Annotated in this window: 14 protein-coding genes and 2 riboswitches; of the genes, 6 read left to right on the forward strand and 8 right to left on the reverse strand. The window is 60.4% G+C overall.

Features of this window, described 5'->3' with window-relative positions; all coding sequences use genetic code 11:
- Nucleotides 1–60: 60 nt before the first annotated feature.
- Nucleotides 61–4,032: a leucine-rich repeat domain-containing protein gene (locus tag AC3IUA_RS12195; protein WP_489361188.1), complete on the forward strand. Its 3,972-nt coding sequence runs from the start codon at nt 61–63 to the stop codon at nt 4,030–4,032.
- 50 nt (nt 4,033–4,082) lie between these two features.
- Here the strand turns inward: AC3IUA_RS12195 and AC3IUA_RS12200 are convergent, their stop codons facing one another.
- Nucleotides 4,083–4,577: a DUF934 domain-containing protein gene (locus AC3IUA_RS12200; protein ID WP_489361190.1), complete on the reverse strand. Its 495-nt coding sequence runs from the start codon at nt 4,575–4,577 to the stop codon at nt 4,083–4,085.
- A complete protein-coding gene (locus AC3IUA_RS12205; RefSeq protein ID WP_489361192.1) occupies nt 4,561–6,219 on the reverse strand; it encodes a nitrite/sulfite reductase in 1,659 nt (552 codons plus the stop codon). Before AC3IUA_RS12205 ends, AC3IUA_RS12200 begins: the two co-directional genes overlap by 17 nt.
- Before the next feature lie 477 nt (nt 6,220–6,696).
- On the opposite strand from AC3IUA_RS12205, the gene AC3IUA_RS12210 reads away from it, so the two are divergent.
- Nucleotides 6,697–7,782: an ABC transporter substrate-binding protein gene (locus AC3IUA_RS12210; RefSeq protein ID WP_489361193.1), complete on the forward strand. Its 1,086-nt coding sequence runs from the start codon at nt 6,697–6,699 to the stop codon at nt 7,780–7,782.
- Nucleotides 7,783–7,790: 8 nt separating this feature from the next.
- Here the strand turns inward: AC3IUA_RS12210 and AC3IUA_RS12215 are convergent, their stop codons facing one another.
- Both AC3IUA_RS12215 and metH read right to left on the reverse strand, forming a co-directional pair.
- Nucleotides 7,791–8,009 (reverse strand): DUF2970 domain-containing protein, encoded by a 219-nt coding sequence (locus AC3IUA_RS12215; protein ID WP_489361195.1) that lies wholly within the window; start codon nt 8,007–8,009, stop codon nt 7,791–7,793.
- A 678-nt stretch (nt 8,010–8,687) separates the two neighbouring features.
- Complete coding sequence (metH, locus tag AC3IUA_RS12220; RefSeq protein WP_489361197.1) at nt 8,688–12,398, reverse strand: methionine synthase; 3,711 nt, start codon at nt 12,396–12,398, stop codon at nt 8,688–8,690.
- A 153-nt stretch (nt 12,399–12,551) separates the two neighbouring features.
- Between metH and AC3IUA_RS12225 the strand changes: the two genes are divergently transcribed.
- Both AC3IUA_RS12225 and nfuA read left to right on the forward strand, forming a co-directional pair.
- Nucleotides 12,552–14,843, forward strand: a complete 2,292-nt coding sequence (locus AC3IUA_RS12225; RefSeq protein WP_489361199.1) for a fatty acid cis/trans isomerase — start codon at nt 12,552–12,554, stop codon at nt 14,841–14,843.
- A 122-nt stretch (nt 14,844–14,965) separates the two neighbouring features.
- Nucleotides 14,966–15,550, forward strand: coding sequence for a Fe-S biogenesis protein NfuA (gene nfuA, locus AC3IUA_RS12230; protein WP_008035804.1), 585 nt, complete (start codon nt 14,966–14,968; stop codon nt 15,548–15,550).
- Nucleotides 15,551–15,750: 200 nt separating this feature from the next.
- On the opposite strand, the gene cobM is transcribed toward nfuA, so the two are convergent.
- The 4 genes from cobM to AC3IUA_RS12250 form a co-directional block, all read right to left on the reverse strand.
- Nucleotides 15,751–16,497, reverse strand: coding sequence for a precorrin-4 C(11)-methyltransferase (gene cobM, locus AC3IUA_RS12235; RefSeq protein ID WP_489361201.1), 747 nt, complete (start codon nt 16,495–16,497; stop codon nt 15,751–15,753).
- An 80-nt stretch (nt 16,498–16,577) separates the two neighbouring features.
- The gene (locus tag AC3IUA_RS12240; RefSeq protein ID WP_489361203.1) at nt 16,578–16,991 is read right to left on the reverse strand and encodes a cobalamin biosynthesis protein; all 414 of its coding nucleotides are present in this window, start codon (nt 16,989–16,991) and stop codon (nt 16,578–16,580) included.
- Nucleotides 16,992–16,996: 5 nt separating this feature from the next.
- Complete coding sequence (locus AC3IUA_RS12245; protein ID WP_489361204.1) at nt 16,997–17,689, reverse strand: CbtA family protein; 693 nt, start codon at nt 17,687–17,689, stop codon at nt 16,997–16,999.
- An 11-nt stretch (nt 17,690–17,700) separates the two neighbouring features.
- On the reverse strand, nt 17,701–17,895 hold the full coding sequence (locus AC3IUA_RS12250) for a CbtB domain-containing protein (protein ID WP_489361206.1): 195 nt from the start codon (nt 17,893–17,895) through the stop codon (nt 17,701–17,703).
- Between the two features lie 99 nt (nt 17,896–17,994).
- Nucleotides 17,995–18,221, reverse strand: a riboswitch (cobalamin riboswitch).
- A gap of 104 nt (nt 18,222–18,325) precedes the next feature.
- Nucleotides 18,326–18,537: riboswitch (cobalamin riboswitch) on the forward strand.
- A gap of 96 nt (nt 18,538–18,633) precedes the next feature.
- On the opposite strand from AC3IUA_RS12250, the gene cobW reads away from it, so the two are divergent.
- Both cobW and cobN read left to right on the forward strand, forming a co-directional pair.
- Entirely contained in the window at nt 18,634–19,701 is a 1,068-nt protein-coding gene (gene cobW, locus AC3IUA_RS12255) for a cobalamin biosynthesis protein CobW (protein WP_489361208.1), read from the forward strand.
- A 3-nt stretch (nt 19,702–19,704) separates the two neighbouring features.
- A complete protein-coding gene (gene cobN, locus AC3IUA_RS12260; protein WP_489361209.1) occupies nt 19,705–23,478 on the forward strand; it encodes a cobaltochelatase subunit CobN in 3,774 nt (1,257 codons plus the stop codon).
- Nucleotides 23,479–23,649: the final 171 nt, after the last annotated feature.

The following is a 23,649-nucleotide window of genomic DNA, read 5'->3' on the forward strand; positions in this document are numbered from 1 at the left end:
GATCGGGATGGCGGCCGCTTATGTTTAACGCTTCTGGACCCACCGCAAAGGAATTGCACAATGATTGACTCTAAAGACAACCTCGAATCTGCCAAACACAGACTGCCCGTTGCACCGATGCGCGCAGATCTGCAGGCAACCGTTGAAACAGCGCTGCCACTATCGCCTGGCCAGTTTGGTGCGCAGCTTATCCAGGAAAAATGGGGTAAAGACATCGCCCCGCAGACTGCACAGCTGGCGACACTCGACTACAACTACCACGGTCATCCTGTGCAAAACGGTGTCCAACAGGGGCAGGTAGCGAGCAGTCAGAGCCTGACCCAGGTGTTGTTAGCCAATTATCAAACCGTCGGTGATGGACGATTCGGCGAAACTGCGTTTGGTTTGTATACACCGCCCGACATCGGTCCAGAGGTGCGGATAGTCGATAAAGTCGATGAGTTCGCCGATGTTGGCCGTGGCAACCATGCAACCTATGAAGGCATCTATCGTCGAACCGATCCGCAAACCTATGGCCCGCTCACGCAAATTGCCCTGAGGCCTGCCGACTTTAAAAAGTGGGTGTGGGAACTCGAGTTCAAGGACCACTATCGTGACTATGTGCGCCAGGCCTGGCCGTCGGATGAGGTGATTGTCGCGCCTCAGGCTTATCCGCTGCGGACATCGGTCAAGGCGGCGTTTGTCATGACGGCTTTTTTGCAACGCCAGGAGAAGACCCTCACGCAGGACGGTCTTGAAGTGGCGCTGCGAGCGGCAGGGTTGGCGCCCGATCAGCAATGGCAGCATCTGACTATCGAGCAGTTGCAGGCTCCGACGCGCGCGCCCCATCTGGTCGAAGTCGCCCGGCTGGTGCTCTATCGCTACACCGCCAGTGATATCTGGAGTTTTCGTCACCGTTCCAGCTCAAGGATCCTGTTGTACATTCCGGGCAACTCTTCGCCGTTGCATTACTTTGCCGATGCCAAGGCGTTGTACGACTGGATTGTGGAGCAGGGCAAGGATGCGGACAAGAAACAGGCATTGGCCTCCCACTTTGCCGAAGTTGATCGCAATGACGGCACATTCCATGGGGGTGTGCTGACTGCACTGGATGGCATGGCCACTTATCCTCGTCAGCACCATCTGAAAAAAGATGCCGGGTTTTTCAATAATGACGGCTATTGGGACCCTGCTGACTATATCCACTTCGAGGTTGCACCTTCAGGTACCGATCCTTTCGCGCACCTGGTGCTGACGATGAAACAGGCGGCGCAGGCCAGTATTGAAACCATCCGCAGCGATGCCCAGGTCAACCGGGATAACCTGAGGGCAGTGGTCGAGCCGATCGTGCAATGGGTCAACAAGTTCGGACCTTTGGCGTTGTTTGTTCCGGGCGGTGAAGGCTTGCTGGCGTTGGCCGGGCTCATCGATGCCGGTTTCGGCCTGGACCAGGCAATAAACGGCAAGAACCCGGACGATCGATCAGCAGGTGTTAATCGTACGGTGTTTGGTTTGCTGAATGCGCTTCCTCTATTGGGTGCGAGTGCAGCCCAGGGCGAAGGTGCTGCCGAAGCGCTGACAGAGGAGGTGACAGGGTCTGGAGACAATCCGGGGGACCGCGGTATCAAGCCGCAAACAGACGAAACGCCACTTCTCAAGGAGGATTTGTCCGGTGATGCGGTGGCCGCGACACCAGCGCCACCAGAAGCCTGGACGCGCCTGGAGTTGTTGCGAGGGATCGGCTCCGACGTTGCATCATTCAGTGATGAAGTGTTGGCGCAAATAGGCAAGGTCAGCGCGGTCGACGACGACATGCTGCGCCTGATGCAGGCCGGACGCCCACCGACACCGCTGTTGGCCGATACCATCAGCCGCTTCAGGATTGATCAGGATCTTCAGGGCTTTACCCCGCAGATGAGCCCCGGGCAACAGACCGCCATTACTCGGGCTGAACTCTTCCAGACTCGTTACGAGGCTCTCCAGCATTCCGAACATAAATGGGTGAAGTTGTTTCAACGTCAATACCCAGGCTTGCCCAAAAGCGCCATAGAGCAAGTGCTCGACAGGTCAGGCGTGGACATTCAAGCGTCGCCCAGCGTGGCTGAGGCCAAGCGCCTGCTGAGCCGATTGAATGGCAAGGCAACCCAATATCAGCAACACGTACGGCTCAATCGTGCCTATGAAGGGCTTTACCTGCAATCAGTGGAAAACCCCGAAACGGACATACTGGCCTTGCATTCACTGCAAGCGCTGCCTGGATGGCCCAGGGCGGTTCGTTTCGAGGTGCTCGACGGTTCGCAGGCCGATAAAGTCCTGGACCATATCGGACCCAATGATGCACCCGTCCGCAGGCGCCTGATCAAAACGGGAAACCGATATCGCGGCTATGACGCTCAAGGGCTTATTCGACAAGACACCAACGATATCTATCAGGCCGTTCTCGACACCCTGCCAGAGGCCGAACGCTCAGCACTGCAGTTGCAGCCTCTTGATACCGTGCGCGACCTGAAGCTGAAAATCAGCGAACGAGCGCTCTCGCGTTCCGAACTCATGACCGGGCTTCAACGAATGGACTCCAGGTTGTCCTTTGACGCACAAGGGCTGCGGGGCGGTGGTTATCCGACGACCTCACAGGGTGAGGCGGTGTCACGGGGTATCGGGATACTTCAACTCAAGACGTTTTACCCTGATTTCACCGCTGCGCAGGCCGAGGAGTTTCTGCAAAACCTCGGCGCCGGGGTTTTGGAAGAATTGACACGGCTGCAACTGGAACTCACACAACTCAATCTCGACTTGACCGGATGGATCGACCAGGTCCTGCAGGAAGTTGGCGATATGGAAATTGAGCTTCTGGTCGAGGGCGAAGAGGCGGCACAAGGTATGGAGGCTGCGCAGATCGAAGAGGAGAACCTCGAGCGAGTCGAAACCGCAGTACATTATGAGCGAGAGGCGAGGATTGAACTGGCACGCGAGTTAATGAGCTTCTGGCAAAAGCGCGGGCATGAAAGCAGTCGCGTCTATGCGGGGGAGCAGTTGCTCGGTTTCAAGCTGGAACTGGATTTCGAGGAGTTTCATCGCCTGCCGACCTTGAGCGCGAAGTTCACTGAAGTACTCGAGCTGTCCATGAAAAACTTCCAGTTGACTCGCCCTGAAGGACTGAACGCTTTCCTGGAATGCTTTCCCAATCTTCGAACCTTGAACATGGAGGGTGTCGACCTGCGCCTGTTGAATGTACAGGGCGTGTGGGAGGGCGTCCTGCCGCAAGCCATTCCTCGTATGCTCAACCTCATCACACTGAGCCTCAAGTCGACCTGGTTGGTGTTGACCGAGCGAGCCGCAGGGCAGTTGTCCGACCTGGTTCGCCTGAACGCATTGGATTTGAGCGACAACCCGTTGGGTGAGCCTCCGCTGATCCTGGGGATGACTGAGTTACGCAAGCTGAACCTGAGCGACACCGGCATTACCCGCTATCCGTTAGGTATCCCCGACCAGCCGCAGCTGGAATTGCTGGACTTGAGCAATAACCGGCTCAGCCGCATACCTGCGGCTGTTCTGACTCAGGCGGTGGCCAGGAATCGCGTTCAGTTATGGGGTAATCCGCTGACGGATGAGGACAGTCTGCGGCGCATCATTGCTCATCGAGAGCAAACCGGCATCAACCTTTGGCTGAGTGCACCAAGGCTTGATCTTGCTCAGCCAGCCGTTTGGTTGCAACGGCTTCCAGAGGAGCATGTGGCCCTCAAGCGTCTGCTTTGGCAACGTCTGGAAGCGCGGCCTCGAGGCGTTCGTTTTTTACGGACACTCGAGGGTTTGAGCCGCAGCGCCGATTTCCAGGTGAGCTACCCGGTGCTTCAGGCGCGGATATGGCACTTGCTGGATGAGGCGGATGCCTCGCAGGAGTTGTGGGGCCTGTTAAGCAGGGATGTGGCGTTATCGGCTCTGGATGTTGAAAATCCGTTCGTGAGCTTCACGCGTCTGGAAAACAGAGTCAGGTTGTACACAAACTGGGTACAGTCGGGCAGACTCATTCCAATAGATGATCTACAGGACTGATGGGTGCAGCAAACCTTGAACCCGGGGCCGGGTTCAAGGCTTTTGATCATTTAACGTCGACGAAACAGCGGTAGCGGTTCGTCAGCGGCGGCCTGGTAGGTCACCGAGAAGTCCCTGAGGCTTTCCAGGGCTTCGTACGGATCTTTGTCCGCGCGCAGGGCGTAGGCATCGAAGCCGCAACGGTGCAGGTAGAACAGCTGGTCACGCAGCACGTCGCCGATGGCCCGCAGTTCACCCTTGAAGCCATAACGATCACGCAGCAGACGAGCGTTGGAGTAGTTGCGCCCGTCGGTGAAGGCCGGGAAATTCAAGGCAATCACCTGGAAGAATTCGACGTCGTCGCCGATCTCTTCGGCTTCTTCATCGGCATCCAGCCACACACCCAGACCGCCGTCGCGGGCCTTGAGGGCATGAGCATGATCGCGCCACAAGGCCAGCGGGACGATCAGGTCGTCGCAGTTGGAGATACCGTCAAAGGTCGCGTCCTTGGGCAGCAAATGCCAGGTTTCGTCGATGACCTCGTAGTTCTTAATTATTCGCTGCATAGACGCGCTCCTTGAAGAGGTCAATGCCGATACGTTGGTAGGTGTCGATGAAGCGCTCGTCTTCGGTACGCTGTTCCAGGTACACGTTGATCAGCTTCTCGATGACGTCGGGCATTGCATCCTGGGCGAAGGAAGGACCGAGGATCTTGCCCAGGCTGGCATCGCGGCTGCCGCTGCCGCCGAGGGAGACCTGGTAGAACTCTTCGCCTTTCTTGTCGACTCCGAGAATGCCGATGTGACCAACGTGGTGGTGACCGCAGGCATTCATGCAACCGGAGATGTTCAGGTCCAGCTCGCCGATGTCGAACAGGTAGTCCAGGTCTTCGAAACGACGCTGGATCGACTCGGCAATCGGGATCGACTTGGCATTGGCCAGGGAGCAGAAGTCACCGCCCGGGCAGCAGATGATGTCGGTCAGCAGGCCGATGTTCGGCGTGGCGAAACCTTGCTCGCGCAGCTCGCCCCACAGGGTAAACAGCTGGCTCTGCTCGACGTCGGCGAGAATGATGTTCTGCTCGTGGGAGGTGCGCAGCTGGCCGAAGCTGAAGCGGTCGGCCAGGTCGGCAATCCCGTCGAGTTGCTTGTCGGTCACGTCGCCCGGGGCCACCCCGGTCGGCTTCAGCGACAGGGTCACGGCCACATAGCCCGGCTTTTTGTGCGCCAGGGTGTTGCGGGTACGCCAGCGGGCGAAACCTGGATGTTGCTTGTCGAGTTCGGCCAGCTCCGCAGCCTGGTCGGCCAGGGCTTTGTAGTCCGGATCGAGGAAATGCTTGGCGACACGCTGAACTTCAGCTTCGGTCAAGGTGGTCTGGCCACCGCGAAGGTGGACCATTTCCGCGTCGACTTTCTCGGCGAACACTTCAGGGGTCAGGGCCTTGACCAGGATTTTGATCCGCGCCTTGTATTTGTTGTCGCGACGGCCATAGCGGTTGTACACCCGCAAAATGGCGTCGAGGTAGCTCAACAGGTCCTGCCATGGCAGGAACTCGTTGATAAAGGCACCGACCACCGGAGTCCGGCCCAGACCGCCACCCACCAGCACCCGGAAGCCCAACTCGCCAGCGGCGTTATGCACCGGCTCCAGGCCGATGTCGTGGACTTCAATGGCTGCGCGGTCCGCGGTGGAACCGTTGATGGCGATCTTGAACTTGCGCGGCAGGTAGGCGAATTCCGGGTGGAAAGTCGTCCATTGGCGAACGATCTCGCACCATGGGCGCGGGTCGATCAATTCGTCGGCAGCGACACCGGCGAACTGGTCGGTAGTGACGTTGCGCAGGCAGTTGCCGCTGGTCTGAATGGCGTGCATCTGCACGGTTGCCAGTTCAGCCAGGATGTCCGGGATGTCTTCCAGCGCCGGCCAGTTGAACTGCACGTTCTGCCGGGTACTGATGTGGGCATAGCCCTTGTCGTAGTCGCGGGCGACCTTGGCCATCATCCGCGTCTGGCGCGAAGTCAGTTGGCCATAAGGTACGGCAACCCGCAGCATCGGGGCGAAACGCTGGATATAAAGGCCATTTTGCAGGCGCAGGGGGCGGAATTCTTCTTCGCTCAGCTCACCTGCCAGATAGCGTCGGGTCTGATCACGGAACTGCTTGACGCGGTCCTCGATGATCCGCTGATCGTATTCGTCGTATACGTACATATAGGTCCTGTTCTCAGGCTGCTTTGCCACAGCAAATCCGCGCGCACGGCCGCGCACTCCCAACGGAGCGGAGGCACGATACCAGTTTGCAGTTATGCGCAAAAGTGATGTTTGAGTATATGCAAAGAACTAAAACGACTAATGGACACCATGCTGGTAAAACCCACATTTGTGGTGCGGGCAATACTGGACTTTACTGTGGTCGAGTCTTCGTCCAATCACCAATAAAACCGACAAGAGGCGATGCAATGAGCAACCCGACCAAAGCAAGGAAAAGCGACAGCAGTGTCGATGCGTGGGCCATTCTGTTTCTGATCATCCTGGTGGTCTCGACCGCAGTGTTCTGGGTCAGCCATCAGTAAGGAGTCCTGTCCGGGCCCTGATCCGATCATTGTCGGACAAAACGGTAATCAAGCGCGGGTTGCTGGCATTTAGCTAGCTATAATGCGCAGCTAATTTCCGGGGCTCGGATTGATCATGTTGAAGTTTCTCTGCGGCGTATTTCTGGCGCTTGGCGCGTTTATCGGGCCGGGTGCGCACGCCGCGTCGGTGCTGTTCCTGAATCCGGGGGCCAGCACGGAAACTTTCTGGGTCAATTATTCGCAGTTCATGCAGGCCGCCGCCCGGGACCTGGGCATGGACTTGCGGATTCTTTATGCCGAGCGCCAGCCCGAGATCAATCTCAAGCAGGCCCGTGAAGCCCTGCAAGGGCCAAAGCGCCCGGACTATCTGGTGTTCGCCAACGAACAGTACGTCGCTCCGGAAATTCTGCGCCTGGCGCAGGGTAGCGGGGTGAAGCTGTTTATCGTCAACAACGCCCTGACCCCCGACCAGCTCAAACTGTTGAATCAGCGCGAGAACAAATACCCCGACTGGATTGGCAGCATGGTCGCCAATGATGATCAGGCCGGTTATCTGATGCTCAAGGAGCTTGTCCGCCGGCACGGACCCGTGGCGGCGGGCCAGACCATCGATCTGCTGGCGTTCTCCGGGGCGAAACTCACCCCGGCTGCGCAATTGCGTGAACAGGGCCTGAAGCGAGCCTTGGCCGAGCATCCTGAAGTCCGCTTGCGTCAGCTGGTGTATGGCGAGTGGAACCGCGGACGAGCCTATGAGCAGGCCAGGCAGCTGCTCAAGCGCTATCCGCATACTGCGTTGATATGGTCGGCGAACGACCAGATGGCGCTGGGAGCAATGACCGCGCTGGAAGAGGCGGGCGGGCGACCGGGCCAGGAAGTGCTTTTCAGCGCGCTGAACAGTTCGCCAGAGGCGTTGCAGGCACGTATCGATGGCCGTCTGAGTGTGCTGTTCGCCGGGCATTTCACCATTGGCGGCTGGGCCATGGTGCTGATGCATGACCACGCCCGGGGGATCGATATCGCCGGCCATGGCGGGCGGGATCGACAAGTGCCCTTATTGCAGTTGATCGACCGGCAGCAGGCGCAGCGGTTGTTGGGGTTCAAGCAGGCCGAGGATTACAACGTCGACTTCCGCGCACTCTCGGCGCAAGGTCACTCGCCCTCATACCGCTATCCGTTCAGTCTGCAACTGCTGGTGCACTGACCGGCGCTTCAGACGCCGGCCAGATGCAGGACCAGTTTCACGATGCCAAACAAGGCCAGCGCGAAGACTACCGTGAACAGAATACCCAGCACCACGAAATGACTGGGTTTGCCGTGGGTGAAATCCCGCGCGCGGTTTTTCCCGCTCTGCACACCAAATGCGGCGGCCACGACGCTGTGCAGCATCTGCCACAGGGTCGGCGGTTTATTGTTGGCAGGGTCGTCCATAAAGCCCTCGTCACAGGTTGTGTGCACAAAGCATAGACAATTTGTGGTGGGCGGGTGATAGCAAAAAGATCGCAGCCTGCGGCAGCTCCTACGCGCCGACCGCATACACCCACGATGTCGCAGGTGTACGCAAATCATCGGCCGCGTACACCCACGATGTCGCAGGTGTACGCAAATCCCTAACCGCATACACCCACGATGTCGCAGGTGTACGCAAATCCCTGACCGCATACACCCACGATGTCGCAGGTGTACGCAAATCCCTGACCGCATACACCCACGATGTCGCAGGTGTACGCAAATCCCTGACCGCATACACCCACGATGTCGCAGGTGTAAACAAATCCCTGACCGCATACACCCACGATGTCGCGGGAGTACGCAAATCCCTGACCGCATACACCCGCGATGTCACGGGTGTAAACAAATCCCTGACCGCATACACCCACGATGTCGCAGGTGTAAACAAATCCCTGACCGCATACACCCACGATGTCGCGGGAGTACGCAAATCCCTGACCGCATACACCCGCGATGTCACGGGTGTAAACAAATCCCTGACCGCATACACCCACGATGTCGCAGGTGTACGCAAATCACCGACCGCGTACGTCCACGATGTCGCAGGTGTACGCAAATCCCTGTGTAGGAGCTGCCGCAGGCTGCGATCTTTTGACCTTAGTTGTCATACCCCAGGTTAGGCGACAACCAGCGTTCGGTGACGCTCAGGTCCTGGCCTTTGCGGGCGGTGTAGCTCTGCACCTGGTCCTTGTCGATCTTGCCTACGGCGAAGTACTGCGCTTGCGGGTGGGCGAAGTACCAGCCGCTGACCGCCGCGGCCGGGAACATCGCATAGTGTTCGGTGAGGAACACGCCACTGCGGCCGGCCTTGAGTTCGCTGGCCTCTGGGTCCAGCAGCTGGAACAAGGTGCCTTTCTCGGTGTGATCCGGGCACGCCGGGTAGCCCGGGGCAGGGCGGATGCCGGTGTATTGCTCTTTGATCAATGCTTCGTTGTCGAGCTGTTCGTCCTTGGCGTAACCCCAGTAGTTTTTCCGCACCTGCTGGTGCAGCCACTCGGCGCAAGCCTCGGCCAGACGGTCGGCGAGGGCCTTGACCATGATCGAGTTGTAGTCGTCACCGGCGTCCTGATAAGCCTTGGCCACTTCTTCGGCGCCGATCCCGGCGGTGGTGATGAAGCCGCCGACATAGTCAGTGATGCCGCTGTCTTTCGGTGCAACGAAGTCGGCCAGGGAGAAGTTCGGCTTGCCGTCGGTCTTGATGATCTGCTGGCGCAGGTGATGCAATTTGGCGATTGGCTGGCCGTCGTCGCCATAGAGTTCCAGGTCGTCGTCCTGCACCTGATTGGCCGGCCAGAAACCGAACACCGCGCGGGCGCTGATGAGTTTTTCATCGATCAGCTTGGCGAGCATTTCCTGGGCATCGGCAAACAACGAGGTGGCCGCTTCACCCACCACTTCATCGGTGAGGATGCGCGGGTACTTGCCGGCCAGGTCCCAGGAGATGAAGAACGGCGTCCAGTCGATGTATTCGGCCAGCACCTTGAGGTCGATGTTGTCCAGGACCTTGGCGCCAGTGAAAGTCGGCTTCACCGGCTGGTAGCCGCTCCAGTCGAACTGCGGCTTCTTGGCGATCGCCACCGGGTAGCTCAGGCGCTCCGTACGGGCGCTGCGGTTGGCGGTGCGCTCGCGGACTTCGATGTATTCCAGACGGGTCTTCTCGACGAAGGCCGGTTTCAACTCCTTGGACAGCAATTGCGTCGCCACGCCCACGGCGCGGGAGGCGTCGGTGACGTAAATCACCGCGTCGTTGCTGTACTTGGGCTCGATCTTCACCGCCGTGTGGGCCTTGGAAGTGGTCGCGCCACCGATCATCAGCGGCAGATAGAAATCCTGACGCTGCATTTCCCGGGCGACGTGGACCATCTCGTCCAGCGACGGAGTGATCAAACCGGACAGGCCGATGATGTCGCACTTCTGTTCTTTGGCGACCTGGAGGATTTTCTCCGCCGGCACCATCACACCGAGGTCGACGATGTCGTAGCCGTTACAGCCCAGCACCACGCCGACGATGTTCTTGCCGATGTCGTGCACGTCACCCTTGACCGTGGCCATGAGGATCTTGCCCTTGGCTTCCGGTTTGTCGCCTTTTTCCAGCTCGATGAACGGGATCAAGTGGGCCACGGCCTGCTTCATTACCCGCGCGGATTTCACCACCTGCGGCAGGAACATTTTGCCCGAACCGAACAGGTCGCCAACGATGTTCATGCCGGACATCAGCGGGCCTTCGATCACTTCGATCGGACGCGCGAACGACAGCCGGGATTCTTCGGTGTCTTCAACAATGTGCGTGGTGATGCCCTTGACCAGCGCATGCTCCAGACGCTTGTTGACGTCCCAGTTTCGCCACTCGCCGGTTTCGGCTTCCTTGACGCTGCCGTCGCCCTTGTACTTGTCGGCGATCGCCAGCAGCGCATCGGTGCCGTCCGGGGTGCGGTTGAGCACCACGTCCTCGACGGCGTCGCGCAGCTCGGCCGGGATCTGGTCGTAGATCTCCAGTTGGCCGGCGTTGACGATACCCATGCTCAGGCCATTGCGGATCGCATGCAGCAGGAACACCGAGTGGATCGCCTCGCGCACCGGGTTGTTGCCACGGAATGAAAACGACACATTGGACACGCCGCCGCTGGTCAGCGCGTAGGGCAGGTGGTCACGGATATAGGCGCAGGCGTTGATGAAGTCGACCGCGTAGTTGTTGTGCTCTTCGATACCGGTGGCGATGGCGAAGATGTTCGGGTCGAAGATGATGTCTTCCGGCGGGAAGCCGACTTCGTTGACCAGAATGTCGTAGGAGCGTTTGCAGATTTCCTTTTTGCGCGCTTCGGTGTCGGCCTGACCGGCTTCGTCGAACGCCATCACCACCACCGCGGCGCCATAGCGCTTGCACAGTTTGGCGTGATGAATGAACTGCTCGACGCCTTCCTTCATGCTGATGGAGTTGACAATGCCCTTGCCCTGGATGCACTTGAGGCCGGCTTCGATCACCTCCCACTTCGAGGAGTCGATCATGATAGGCACGCGGGAAATATCCGGTTCACCGGCGATCAGATTGAGGAAGGTCACCATGGCCTTCTTCGAATCGAGCATGCCCTCGTCCATGTTGATGTCGATCACCTGCGCGCCGGCCTCGACCTGCTGCAGGGCGACCTCCAGGGCTTCGGTGTAGTTGTCTTCGCGGATCAGCCGGGCGAATCGCGCGGAGCCGGTGATGTTGGTCCGCTCGCCGACGTTGACGAACAACGACTCGCGATTGATGGTGAAGGGCTCCAGACCCGACAGGCGGCAGGCTTTTGGAATGTCCGGAATCGGCCGCGGCGCGTAGTTGGCCACGGCCTTGGCGATGGCTTCGATGTGCGCGGGGGTGGTGCCGCAGCAGCCGCCGACAATGTTCAGGAAGCCGCTTTGGGCGAACTCTTCGATGACCTTGGCGGTTTCTGCCGGCAGTTCATCGTATTCACCGAACTCGTTCGGCAGACCGGCGTTCGGGTGAGCGGACACATAGGTGTTGGCCTTGTCCGACAGCTCTTCCAGGTACGGCCGCAGTTCGCGGGCACCCAGCGCGCAGTTCAGGCCGACGGAAATCGGTTTGGCGTGGCTGATGGAGTTCCAGAAGGCTTCGGTGGTCTGGCCGGAGAGGGTGCGGCCGGAAGCGTCGGTGATGGTCCCGGAAATCATGATCGGCAGTTCGACCCCCAACTCTTCGAACACCCCTTGCACGGCAAAGATCGCCGCCTTGGCATTCAAGGTGTCGAAGATGGTTTCGATCAGGATCAGGTCGGCGCCGCCTTCCATCAGGCCTTTGGTGGCTTCGCTGTAATTCTCTACCAGCTCGTCGAAGGTCACGTTGCGGTAACCGGGGTTGTTCACATCCGGCGACAGCGAACAGGTCCGACTTGTAGGTCCGAGCACCCCGGCGACGAAGCGTGGCTTGTCCGGGGTTTCCAGGGTCTTGGCGTCGGCCACCTTGCGCGCCAGGCGTGCGCCTTCCACGTTCAACTCGTAGACCAGCGCTTCCATGCCGTAGTCGGCCTGCGACACCTGGGTGGCGTTGAAAGTGTTGGTTTCGAGAATGTCGGCACCGGCATCCAGATACGCTTTCTCGATCGCCCCGATCACGTCCGGGCGGCTGAGGATCAACAAGTCGTTGTTGCCTTTGACGTCGCTCGGCCAGTCGGCAAAGCGTTTGCCACGGTAGTCCTGTTCCTCGAGCTTGTAGCTCTGGATCATCGTGCCCATACCACCATCGAGTATCAGAATGCGCTCTTTGAGAGCTTGATGAAGGGCTTGAAGGCGAGCGCTGCGATCGGACATAGGACTACCTGGTAAGGCCAATACAAAGAGGCGCGATGATAGCAAACCTGTGCGCTTTTAGAGCATGGCAGACTTTTGCATGAATATCGCTCATGTTGGTGGGGTGCCTGGACCGGTAGAATCGCGACGTTTTTCTATTATCGGGACAGGGATATGCCGTATCGCGTGGTCATCAGCAGTATGCTGCTGCTTTTAAGTTGTGCCGTCACAGCGCAAGGTCCGGCGCCAGCGATTTCCTACACCCGCGACATTCAACCGATCTTCACCGAAAAGTGCGTGGCCTGCCATGCCTGTAATGACGCCGCCTGTCAGCTCAACCTGGGCAGCGGTGAAGGCGCGACGCGAGGCGCAACGAAAGTACCGGTCTATGACGGCGAACGCAGTAAAGCCTCGCCGCCGACGCGTTTGTTCTACGACGCTTTTGGCAAAACAGCATGGCAGCGCAAGGATTTCTATTCAGTCCTCGATGCTCAGGGCAGCCAGGCGGCGCTGATGGCGCGCATGCTTGAGTTGGGCCACAAAACCCCTTTGCAACCCAATGCCAAATTACCCGATGAAATTGTTCTGGGGCTGAATCGGGAAAACATGTGCCCGATGCCGGACGAATTCGATGGCTACGTCGACGCCCATCCGAAAGAGGGCATGCCGCTGGCCGTGACCGGCCTCACCGATCAGCAGTACCAAACCCTGCAACGCTGGCTGGCATCCGGTGCGCCGATCGATGAGCAAGGCCTGGCCCCCAGTGCCAAAGAAACATTGCAGATCGTTCAGTGGGAAAGCCTGCTCAATGCCCCTGGCGCCCGGCAAAGCCTGGTCGGCCGTTGGCTGTTCGAACACTGGTTCCTCGCGCATATTTACTTCAAGGAGGGGGAGCCGGGGCATTTCTTCCAATGGGTGCGCTCGCGCACGCCGCCGGGACAACCGATCGACCTGATCGCTACCCGTCGTCCAAATGACGACCCCGGCACTCAAATCTATTACCGCTTGTGGCCAGTACAGGGCGTGATCGTCCACAAGACTCACATCACCTACCCATTGAGCGCGGCGAAACTGGCGCGGATCAAGACTCTGTTCTACAGCGGTAACTGGCAGGTCAATGCGCTGCCGGGTTACGGGCCGGAGCGCCGGGCCAATCCATTCGAAACCTTCGAGGCGATACCGGCGCAGGCGCGTTATCAATTTATGCTCGATAACGCCGAATACTTTGTGCGGACCTTTATCCGCGGCCCGGTATGCCGGGGACAGATCGCCACCGACGTGATTCGCGACAACTTCTGGGCCATGTTCCAGGCGCCGGAACATGACTTGTACATCACCGATCCCAACTACCGTGGGCAGGCAACGCCGTTGCTGGCAATGCCAGGGCAGAATGATGATGTCGGCAGCATCCTGAGCCTGTGGCACGACTATCGGGACAAGCGCAACGAGTATGAAATCTTGCGCCGGGACAGCTACGCCGATACGCCGGCACCGAGCTGGTCGACCCTGTGGGCCGGCAATGACAACGCGTTGCTGAGCATCTTCCGGCACTTCGACAGCGCCTCGGTGAACAAAGGCCTGATCGGTGACGTGCCGCAAACCCTGTGGCTGTTCGACTACCCGTTGTTGGAGCGTACCTATTACCAGTTGGCGGTCAACTTCGATGTGTTCGGCAACGTTTCCCACCAGGCGCAGACCCGCCTGTACTTCGACCTGATTCGCAACGGCGCCGAGCAGAACTTCCTGCGCCTGATGCCGGCCGATTCCCGGGATGCCTACCTCGACGATTGGTACCAGAACAGTGGCAAGTTCAAGATGTGGCTGGACTATGAGTCCATCGACAACGACCAGCCCACGGCATTGAATCTGGCTGAACAGGATCCGAAGCGGGACTTCGTCAACCAGTTGCTGGTTCGCTACGGCGATCTGAACGCCAGGCCTGACCCGATCAACCGCTGTGGCGGGGCCTATTGCTCCCGGCCGAATATCGATCCGGCCCTGCAGGAAGCGGAACAGAGCTTGAGCCGTCTGGCTTCGCGCCCGGCCGCAGGGCTCAGGGTGATCGACCAGCTACCGGAAGCCACGCTGCTGCGCATCGAGACCCAAAGCGGCAAGCGCGAGGTCTACAGCCTGCTGCGCAATCGCGCCCACAGCAACGTGGCGTTCATGCTTGGCGAATCCCTGCGCTATCAGCCGGGGCTGGATACCTTGACGATCTATCCGGGGGTACTGAGCAGCTATCCGAACTTCATCTTCAACATTCCTGCCGGGCAGGTGCCTGACTTTGTGGCACGGATGGAGCAGGCCGGGGACGCTGACGGGCTCGAGAAAATCGTCGAGCGTTGGGGGATTCGTCGCAGTCATCCGCAGTTCTGGCAGTATTTTCATGACCTGAGCCAGTACATCCGCGAGACCGAGCCGGTGGAAGCGGGCGTGCTGGACATGAACCGCTACGAGAATCTTTGATGCGCGGAATTTAGAGGTGCCTGCGATCCAGTGTAGGAGCGGTTCTTTCCCGACCTAAACACTAGGACTTTGTCCGGGGCGATGATTGGCGTAAACTGCGTCCAAGCCTGTGAGGAGTCTCCATGACCGCCATAACCATTACCGACGCCGCCCACGATTATCTGGCTGATCTGCTGTCCAAGCAGAACACCCCGGGGATTGGCATCCGCGTCTTTATCACCCAGCCTGGCACCCAGTACGCCGAAACCTGCATTGCCTACTGCAAGCCGGGCGAGGAAAAACCGGAAGATACCGCGCTGGGGCTCAAAAGCTTCACCGCTTATATCGATTCCTTCAGCGAAGCCTTCCTGGACGATGCCGTGGTGGATTACGCCACCGATCGCATGGGTGGCCAACTGACCATCAAGGCGCCAAACGCCAAAGTACCGATGGTCAACGCTGACAGCCCGATCAACGAGCGCATCAACTATTACCTGCAAACCGAAATCAACCCGGGGCTGGCCAGCCACGGCGGTCAGGTCAGCCTGATCGATGTGGTTGACGACGGTATCGCCGTGCTGAAATTCGGTGGCGGTTGCCAGGGCTGCGGCCAGGCCGATGTCACTCTGCGCGAAGGCATCGAGCGCACGCTGCTCGAGCGTATTCCCGAGCTCAAGGGTGTGCGCGACGTCACCGACCACACGCAGAAAGAAAACGCCTACTACTAAGGCGTTCGCTGCAATCAGAAAAAACGGCGCCCGTGAGCGCCGTTTTTTTATGGGTAGTGAGGGGTTTTTTTGGGGGGGCCAAAAAGATCGCAGCCTGCGGCAGCTCCTACGGGATCTTTGTTTGCCCGCGCCATCGTGGGTGTACTCGGTCCGGGTAGGAGCTGCCGCAGGTTCGGGCCGCGTTCGGACGATCTTTTGATCTAGGGCCTGTACAAATGCGCATGCCCGGCGCGATACAGCGACGACTCGCTGAAGTTGTCACTGGCCAGCACTCGCCCTGCCAAAATCAGCGCCGTACGGCGAAATCCCTTGGCTTGGACCTTTTGCGCAATGTCTGCCAACGTCCCGACCACCCAGTCCTGATCCGGCCAGGTGGCGCGATGAATCACCGCGATCGGGCAGTCCGCGCCGTAATGCGGGAGCAGCTCGGCGATGATTTTCTCCAGGTGATTGACCCCCAGATGAATCGCCATGGTCGCCCCATGCTGCGCCAGGCTGGCGAGTTCTTCCCCGGCCGGCATCGCGGTTTTGTCGGCATAACGGGTCAGAATCACGCTCTGGGAAACGTCCGGCAACGTCAGCTCCACGCCCAACAGCGCAGCGCAGGCCGCCGTGGCTGTCACGCCGGGGATGATTTCAAAGGGAATATCGAGCTCGCGCAAATAGCGAATCTGCTCGCCAATCGCGCCGTACAGGCTCGGATCACCGGAATGCACCCGGGCCACGTCCTGGCCTTTGCCATGGGCGTTTTTCATCAGTTCGACGATCTGTTCCAGGTGCAGCTCGGCGCTGTTGACCACCTGTTCGGCCTGGTGACCTTCCAGCACGGCCGCGGGCACCAGCGAGCCGGCATAGATAATCACCGGGCAGCTGCGAATCAGCCGCTGGCCTTTGACGGTGATCAGTTCCGGGTCGCCGGGACCTGCGCCGATAAAGTAGACGGTCATGCCGGTCTCCTGTGCAAAGTCGTGTCGGCAATGCTTCAGATGAAGATTGCTCATGATCAAGGGCGGGGATTATCGGGATTTTAAGCCGAAGAGGCTAATGCAAGGGTCGCCTGGCCATATTTTTGTCGCAGGATCAGCAGCCTGGCCGGGGTTTGCGCCAGTTGTTCGACCAGTGCCAGGGCCGCGCTTTCGGCCACGCCATAGCAGCCGGTGCGCTCAAAGGCGATCTGCGAGTGATGGCTGAGGTCTGGCTCATGAATGGCGAGCTGCGTGCTGTTGAACAGCGTCAGCGGCAGCGCCAGTTGTTCCGCCAGTTCGAGCAGGCCCGGCTCATCGCGTTTCAGATCGATACTGGCCAGGGCCCGGATCGTTCGAAGCTCGATGTGATGGGCCTGCAACGCCTGGTCGAGCAGCGCCCGCAGCGTGCTGGCAGGGCAGCCACGCTGGCAGCCCAGTCCGACCACCAGGGTCGGTGCTGTGCTGGTCTCGGTCATGAGCGTTACTGACCTGCGCTGTTGCGCCGAAACAACCAGGCGCTGATCAGGCCCAGGGCCAGCCAGAACGCCGCGTTGGTCAGTTGCGAGGCGATTTTGAATTGGGCTTCGAGCGCTTCGGGTGCGAGCATCGAATGCACCTGCGGCTGTGGTGCGCCAATGATGTGTGGTACCGCCAGAGTTGCCACGCCGAGAACCTTCAGCGCCCAATGCTTGCCGAACACGATCAGCGCGATGCCGACGGCGGTGGACGCCGCGGTCCCGATCCACCAGATCTGCCGTTGCGCCAGGTCGGCTGCGGCAGTGCCAGGCAGCTCGGGCGGCAGGCCCAGGGTCGGCGCCAGGCAGAAGGTCGCGTAACCGGCCAGGCCCCAGAGCAAGCCCTGAGAGGTACGGCTCGGGCTGCGCAAGGTATAGAGGCCGGCGAGCATCAGGGCGAAACCGACGGCTACCACCAGATTGCCACCGGTGGTCGACAGCACGCGCTGCCAGCCGTCTTCCGGCGCCCAGGCTTCGGCGTCGTGGGTATGAGCGGCAACAGCGCCTTCAGTATGTTCATGTACTTCGGCCGCTGGGGCATTTTCGTAGGTTTCCGCCTGGAGAATCAGCGGCGCAACCCAGAAACTTTGCAGCAGGGTCAGCAACAGGGCCGCGAGCAGCCCGGTGAAACCTGCGGTTTGCGCAATACGCTTGATCATGTCGGCAGGTCTCAATGGCACGGAAAGGCGGAGCTGTGACGGGTATCGTGGGCGGCATTGTGCACGGCTTCAATGTGCGAGAAACCGGCGAAGTACACCAGGCACGCGCCGAAAATCGATGCACCGATAGCGGCAACCAAGCGTTGGCTCAGGGTGGATGTGGTGCTGGCGGTGCCTGCGTGGCGAGTGCTGCTGATAATCGACATGGCGCTTCCCTCTGGTGTGTCAGCGGGTGAATCGAGCGCGTGAAAACCCCGCGAGACAGGCACGCAGAGGTCCGAACAGCGCCCGCCCACCGCGGGTTTTTGATCTATGTATTGCGGGCCGGTCTCCGGACTCGCGAGGGGCAGGGCTGGCGCCCGAACCTGCAAGAATCACCTTCCCATGCCGAACTGCTGGCACAGTGGATCTGATTCTTCGCTCGCTTACCGTTGCGGGGGCAGCACCGGACTGATCAAGGCTTGAGTAAAGCACATGACTCACCGGTTTCCCGTTTCACCCTGTGAAGGGCACCCGTAACAAGGCGTGTAGGAGAGCATGGGCGGGGGATGGGCGTCAATTGGCAAGGGTTCTCACTTGAAGATTGTGCAGGGGATCCCAATCACCGATGAACATTGACCCGCCCCGATGCGATGCGTAGCCTTGCGCTTTCGAGGTTCTTCGGCATTCGAGCCGAAGCTAAGAAGGGAACGCGGTCAATGCCGCGGCTGCCCCCGCAACTGTGAACGGTGAGGTTTTCTGCCACGCCACTGCGCCAGCTGTCTGTAGGCGCGGGAAGGCGCAGAACTCGCCAGTCGAACGACTGGCACACCGTCAGCCAGGAGACCTGCCTCGTACCCGATTCTCACTACAACCGGGCGGGGTGATCCGGTGGCGAAATCTTCTGCGCTTGCGCGCGCGGTCAAGTCGTCCCGTATGCCCGCCACCTTGCCAAAGGGCATCCGATGAAAACACTGGCCAAACTTCCCGTCACCATCGTTACCGGCTTCCTCGGCTCGGGTAAAACCACCTTGCTGCGGCACATGCTCGATAATGCTCAGGGTCGGCGCATCGCGGTCATCGTCAATGAATTCGGCGAGCTGGGCATCGACGGCGAGATCCTCAAGCAATGTTCCATCGGTTGCACCGAAGAAGAAGCCAGCGGCCGGGTCTATGAACTGGCCAACGGTTGCCTGTGCTGCACGGTCCAGGAAGAGTTCTTCCCGGTGATGCGCGAGCTGGTTGCCCGCCGCGCGGACCTGGACCACATCCTCATTGAAACTTCCGGCCTGGCCCTGCCCAAACCACTGGTGCAGGCCTTCCAGTGGCCGGAAATCCGCAGCGCCTGCACCGTCGATGCGGTGATTACCGTGGTCGACAGCCCGGCCGTGGCCGCCGGCACCTTCGCCGCGTTCCCGGATCAAGTCGATGCCCAGCGCAAGCTCGATCCGAACCTGGACCACGAGTCGCCACTGCACGAGCTGTTTGCTGACCAACTGGCCAGCGCCGACCTGGTGATCCTCAACAAGGCTGACTTGATCAGCCCTGAAGACCTGGCCCGTGTGCGCCTGGAAGTCGCCGAAGAACTGCCGCCGGCGGTAAAAGTCATCGAAGCCAGCAGCGGTCGTGTGCCACTGGACGTGTTGATCGGCCTGGGGGCCGGTTCTGAAGAACACATCGACAGTCGTCACAGCCACCATGACCATCACCACGAGGGTGATGACCACGCTGATCACGACCATGACGCCTTCGATTCCATCTCCATCGAACTGCCGCAAGCCGACGAAAGCCTGCTGCTGGACGCCCTGACGCAACTGGTGGTCGAGCACGGGATCCTGCGGGTCAAAGGTTTCGCCGCGGTGCCGAACAAGCCGATGCGCTTGCTGATCCAGGGCGTGGGTACCCGTTTCGACAAACACTTTGACCGCGCCTGGCGCGCCGAAGAATCGCGTGCGACCCAGCTGGTGCTGATTGGCCAGCAGCTGGACGCGGCGTTGATCGAAGCGCAATTGCGCGCCGCGCTCAGCGTCTGATCCATGCATCTGCTCAGGACCCAACCCGGCGGTTTCGTCTCGGATGACAACATTGCCGACCTTGGCCAAACCCCCGCCGAGCTGGTGATCCTGTGCAGCGGCGATTCCAGCCTGGCGCTGCTCGCCGAAGCTGCGCAGCAGTTGCCGGAGGACTATCCGAGCCTGCGCCTGGCCAACCCGATGCAGGTGCAGAACCACGCCTCGGTCGACGTGTATGTCGATGAAGTACTGCGCCACGCGAAAATTATCCTGATCTCGCTGCATGGCGGGATCGGCTATTGGCGATACGGCGTGGAGCGGCTGGTGCAACTGGCCGGGCAGGGCGTACAGCTGATTCTGGTGCCGGGCGATGATCGCCCCGACCCTGAGTTGAGCGACCTGAGCACGGTGGCCGTCGAAGATCGTGATCGACTGTGGCACTACTTGCGCCAGGGCGGCATGGGCAATGCGCTGGACCTGTATCGCTGCCTCGCCAGTCGCTGGCTGGGTCGCGAGTACCCATGGGCTGAACCACAAATCCTGCCGCGCACGGCGATATACCATCCGTACAAAAGCCCCGCCGTACTCAGCGACTGGCAGGCTGATTGGCACGCCGATCGGCCGGTGGCGGCGGTGTTGTTCTATCGCTCGCACCTGCAAGCGGCGAACACCGCGTTCATCGATGTCTTTTGCCAGCGTTTGCAGGCGGCAGGGCTTAACCCGTTGCCGATTGCCCTGGCCAGTCTGAAAGAACCCGGCTGCCTGACGGTCGTCGAGGACTTGCTGGATGAAGTCTCAGCCTCGGTGATTCTGAACACTACCGGTTTTGCCCAGTCCAGCCCTGAGGCACCGCACCTGCGACCGTTCCGGCGCAATATTCCGGTGATCCAGGCGATCTGCGCCCAGGACAACGAACCTGGTTGGCGCGCCAGCGAGCAGGGCCTTGGGCCGCGAGATCTGGCGATGCATATCGCCTTGCCGGAACTCGACGGGCGGATCATCAGTCGGCCCATCAGCTTCAAGGACCTGGCCTGGCGCAGTGAGCGCAGTCAGTCGGATGTGGTCTGCTACCGGGCGCAGCCGGAACGTATGGATTTCGTCGCCGAGCTGGCGCGGCGCTGGATCGAGCTGGCGCGGGTGCCCAATGGCGAGAAACGTATCGCATTGATCCTCGCCAACTACCCGACCCGCGATGGTCGGATCGGCAATGGTGTCGGGCTCGACACCCCGGCTGCCGCACTGAATATCCTGCGGGCACTGCATGCCGAAGGCTACCCGTTGCCGGCGGATCTGCCGGACAGCGGCACGGCGCTGATTGAGCAATTGCTCGGTGGCGTCAGCAACGATCTGGAGACTATCGACCAGCGACCGTGCCAGCAAAGCCTGGCGCTGGACGACTATTTCTCGATGTTCAACGCCTTGCCCGAAGCCAATCGCAACGCGGTGCTGCAGCGTTGGGGCTCCCCTGAAAGCGACCCGATGTTCCGCGGCGGGCGGATGATGATCGCCGGCCTGCGCTTTGGCCTGACCTTTGTCGGTATCCAGCCGGCACGGGGTTACCAGGTCGATCCGAGCGCGGTCTATCACGACCCGGATCTGGTGCCGCCCCATGGCTATCTGGCGTTTTATTTCTGGCTGCGGCAAACCTACGGCGCCCATGGGGTGATTCACGTCGGCAAGCACGGCAACCTCGAATGGCTGCCGGGCAAGGGCGTCGGCCTCTCGGAAAGCTGCTGGCCGGACGCACTGCTCGGTCCGCTGCCGAATATCTATCCGTTTATCGTCAACGATCCGGGCGAGGGCGCTCAGGCCAAGCGCCGCACCCAGGCCGTGATCATCGATCACCTGATGCCGCCGTTGACCCGCGCCGAAACCTACGGCCCGCTGCGCGATCTCGAATTGCTGGCCGACGAGTATTACGAAGCCCAGCTGCTGGATCCGCGCCGTGCCCGGGAGTTGCAGCGCGACATCCTGAAACTGGTGCGCGATAGCCACATTGACCGCGAACTGCAACTGGACGATCAGCTCGACAGCGATGCCGACGCAGCGATATGGCTGCCGCGCCTCGATACTTATTTATGCGACCTGAAAGAGTCGCAGATTCGCGACGGTCTGCATGTGTTCGGTGAGTCTCCCGTCGGCCGCCTGCGAATCGACACGCTGCTGGCGTTGCTGCGCATTCCCCGTGGCGATGGACGTGGCGCCCAGTCAAGCGTGCTGCGGGCCCTGGCCAAAGCCTTCGAGTTGGGTTTCGATCCGCTGGATGGTAACTTGGCCGCGCCCTGGACCGGGCCGCGGCCGGCGGCGTTGCAAGCGGTGAGTGATGAGCTGTGGCGCAGCGCTGGCGACAGTCGAGAACGCCTTGAGCTGTTTGCCGCGCAGTTGATCGAACGGGCGTTAAGCGCTGATGTCGACCTATTGAATACACCTGGCTGGAGCGAAGTGAAGGCGATCATCGACAGCCTGCGCGAAGTCGTCGCGCCACGCCTGGACGCCTGCGGCCCGGCAGAAATGCGTGGCCTGCTGGATGCCCTGAGCGGTCGTTTTGTCCCGGCTGGCCCCAGCGGAGCACCGAGTCGCGGGCGCCTCGACGTGCTGCCCACCGGACGCAACTTCTTCTCGGTGGACGTGCGCAACCTGCCGACCACCACCGCCTGGCGCATCGGTTTTCAGTCAGCCAACCTGATCCTCGAGCGGCATTTGCAGGACCATGGCGACCATTTGCGCCAGCTTGGGCTTTCGGTCTGGGGCACGGCGACCATGCGCACCGGTGGCGACGACATCGCCCAGGCCATGGGCTTGATGGGGGTGCGTCCGGTGTGGGCCACGGGCAGCCAGCGGGTCGACGATTTCGAAATCCTGCCGCTGAGCCTGCTCGACCGGCCACGGGTGGACGTCACCCTGCGGGTCTCCGGTTTTTTTCGCGATGCCTTCGCCAACCTGATTCGCTTGTTCGATGCCGCAGTGCAGGCCGTGGCCGCGCTGGACGAACCGGATGAGATGAACCCGCTGGCGGCCAAGGTTCGCCGCGAGCGTGAAGCGCTGTTGTTATCCGGGCTGGATGAGGAGGCCGCGGCGCGCCAGGCCGGCTGGCGAATCTTCGGCGCCAAACCCGGTGCCTATGGCGCGGGTGTGCAGGGCGCCATCGACGGTCGCCTGTGGCAAAGCCGCGAGGACCTGGCCGAGGTCTACCTGAACTGGGGCGGCTACGCCTATGGCGGTGCCGATGAAGGCACCGCGGCGCGCGAGCAATTTGCCCGGCGTTTGAGCCAGGTTCAGGCCGTCCTGCAAAACCAGGACAACCGCGAGCATGACCTGCTTGATTCCAACGATTATTACCAGTTCCAGGGCGGCATGCTCGCCGCCGTGGAAAGCCTCAGCGGTGAGCAAGCCGCCAGTTACCATGGCGACCACAGCCAGCCCGACCTGCCGAAGATCCGCACCCTGAAGGAAGAGCTGAACCGGGTGATCCGTTCGCGCGCGGCCAATCCCAAGTGGATCGAAGGGGTCAAGCGTCATGGCTATAAAGGAGCTTTCGAACTGGCGGCGACCGTGGATAATCTGTTCGCCTTCGACGCCACCACGCGGTTGATCGACGATCATCAGTACGCCTTGCTGGCCGATGCCTATTTGCTCGACCCGGCGACCCGTGAATTCGTCCGGCAACACAACCCCCACGCCTTGCGCGACATGACCGAACGCCTGCTCGAAGCCCAGCAGCGGGGGATGTGGAGCGAACCAGGCGAGTACCGTGAGGCGCTGGAGAATCTGTTGCTGGATATAGAGGAGGAGGGATGAGCGCTGGACTGTGGCGAGGGAGCTTGCTCCCGCTGGGTCGCGCAGCGGCCCTGAAAACAGCCCTCGCGATGCATCAGATCGACCGCAATAGCCGTCTTTACGACTGCTTCGCAGCCGAGCGGGAGCAAGGCTCCCTCGCCACAATTGATCGCTATGACCGACTGGCATTGG

The sequence above is a fragment of the Pseudomonas sp. KH_050 genome (assembly GCF_057838875.1).

Excerpts from the sequence above, each read along its gene's own strand:
- AC3IUA_RS12195 (WP_489361188.1), top strand. The coding sequence starts at position 61 with ATGATTGACTCTAAAGACAACCTCGAATCTGCCAAACACAGACTGCCC.
- AC3IUA_RS12200 (WP_489361190.1), bottom strand. The coding sequence starts at position 4,577 with ATGCAGCGAATAATTAAGAACTACGAGGTCATCGACGAAACCTGGCAT.
- AC3IUA_RS12205 (WP_489361192.1), bottom strand. The coding sequence starts at position 6,219 with ATGTACGTATACGACGAATACGATCAGCGGATCATCGAGGACCGCGTC.
- AC3IUA_RS12210 (WP_489361193.1), top strand. The coding sequence starts at position 6,697 with ATGTTGAAGTTTCTCTGCGGCGTATTTCTGGCGCTTGGCGCGTTTATC.
- AC3IUA_RS12215 (WP_489361195.1), bottom strand. The coding sequence starts at position 8,009 with ATGGACGACCCTGCCAACAATAAACCGCCGACCCTGTGGCAGATGCTG.
- metH (WP_489361197.1), bottom strand. The coding sequence starts at position 12,398 with ATGTCCGATCGCAGCGCTCGCCTTCAAGCCCTTCATCAAGCTCTCAAA.
- AC3IUA_RS12225 (WP_489361199.1), top strand. The coding sequence starts at position 12,552 with ATGCCGTATCGCGTGGTCATCAGCAGTATGCTGCTGCTTTTAAGTTGT.
- nfuA (WP_008035804.1), top strand. The coding sequence starts at position 14,966 with ATGACCGCCATAACCATTACCGACGCCGCCCACGATTATCTGGCTGAT.
- cobM (WP_489361201.1), bottom strand. The coding sequence starts at position 16,497 with ATGACCGTCTACTTTATCGGCGCAGGTCCCGGCGACCCGGAACTGATC.
- AC3IUA_RS12240 (WP_489361203.1), bottom strand. The coding sequence starts at position 16,991 with ATGACCGAGACCAGCACAGCACCGACCCTGGTGGTCGGACTGGGCTGC.
- AC3IUA_RS12245 (WP_489361204.1), bottom strand. The coding sequence starts at position 17,689 with ATGATCAAGCGTATTGCGCAAACCGCAGGTTTCACCGGGCTGCTCGCG.
- AC3IUA_RS12250 (WP_489361206.1), bottom strand. The coding sequence starts at position 17,895 with ATGTCGATTATCAGCAGCACTCGCCACGCAGGCACCGCCAGCACCACA.
- cobW (WP_489361208.1), top strand. The coding sequence starts at position 18,634 with ATGAAAACACTGGCCAAACTTCCCGTCACCATCGTTACCGGCTTCCTC.
- cobN (WP_489361209.1), top strand. The coding sequence starts at position 19,705 with ATGCATCTGCTCAGGACCCAACCCGGCGGTTTCGTCTCGGATGACAAC.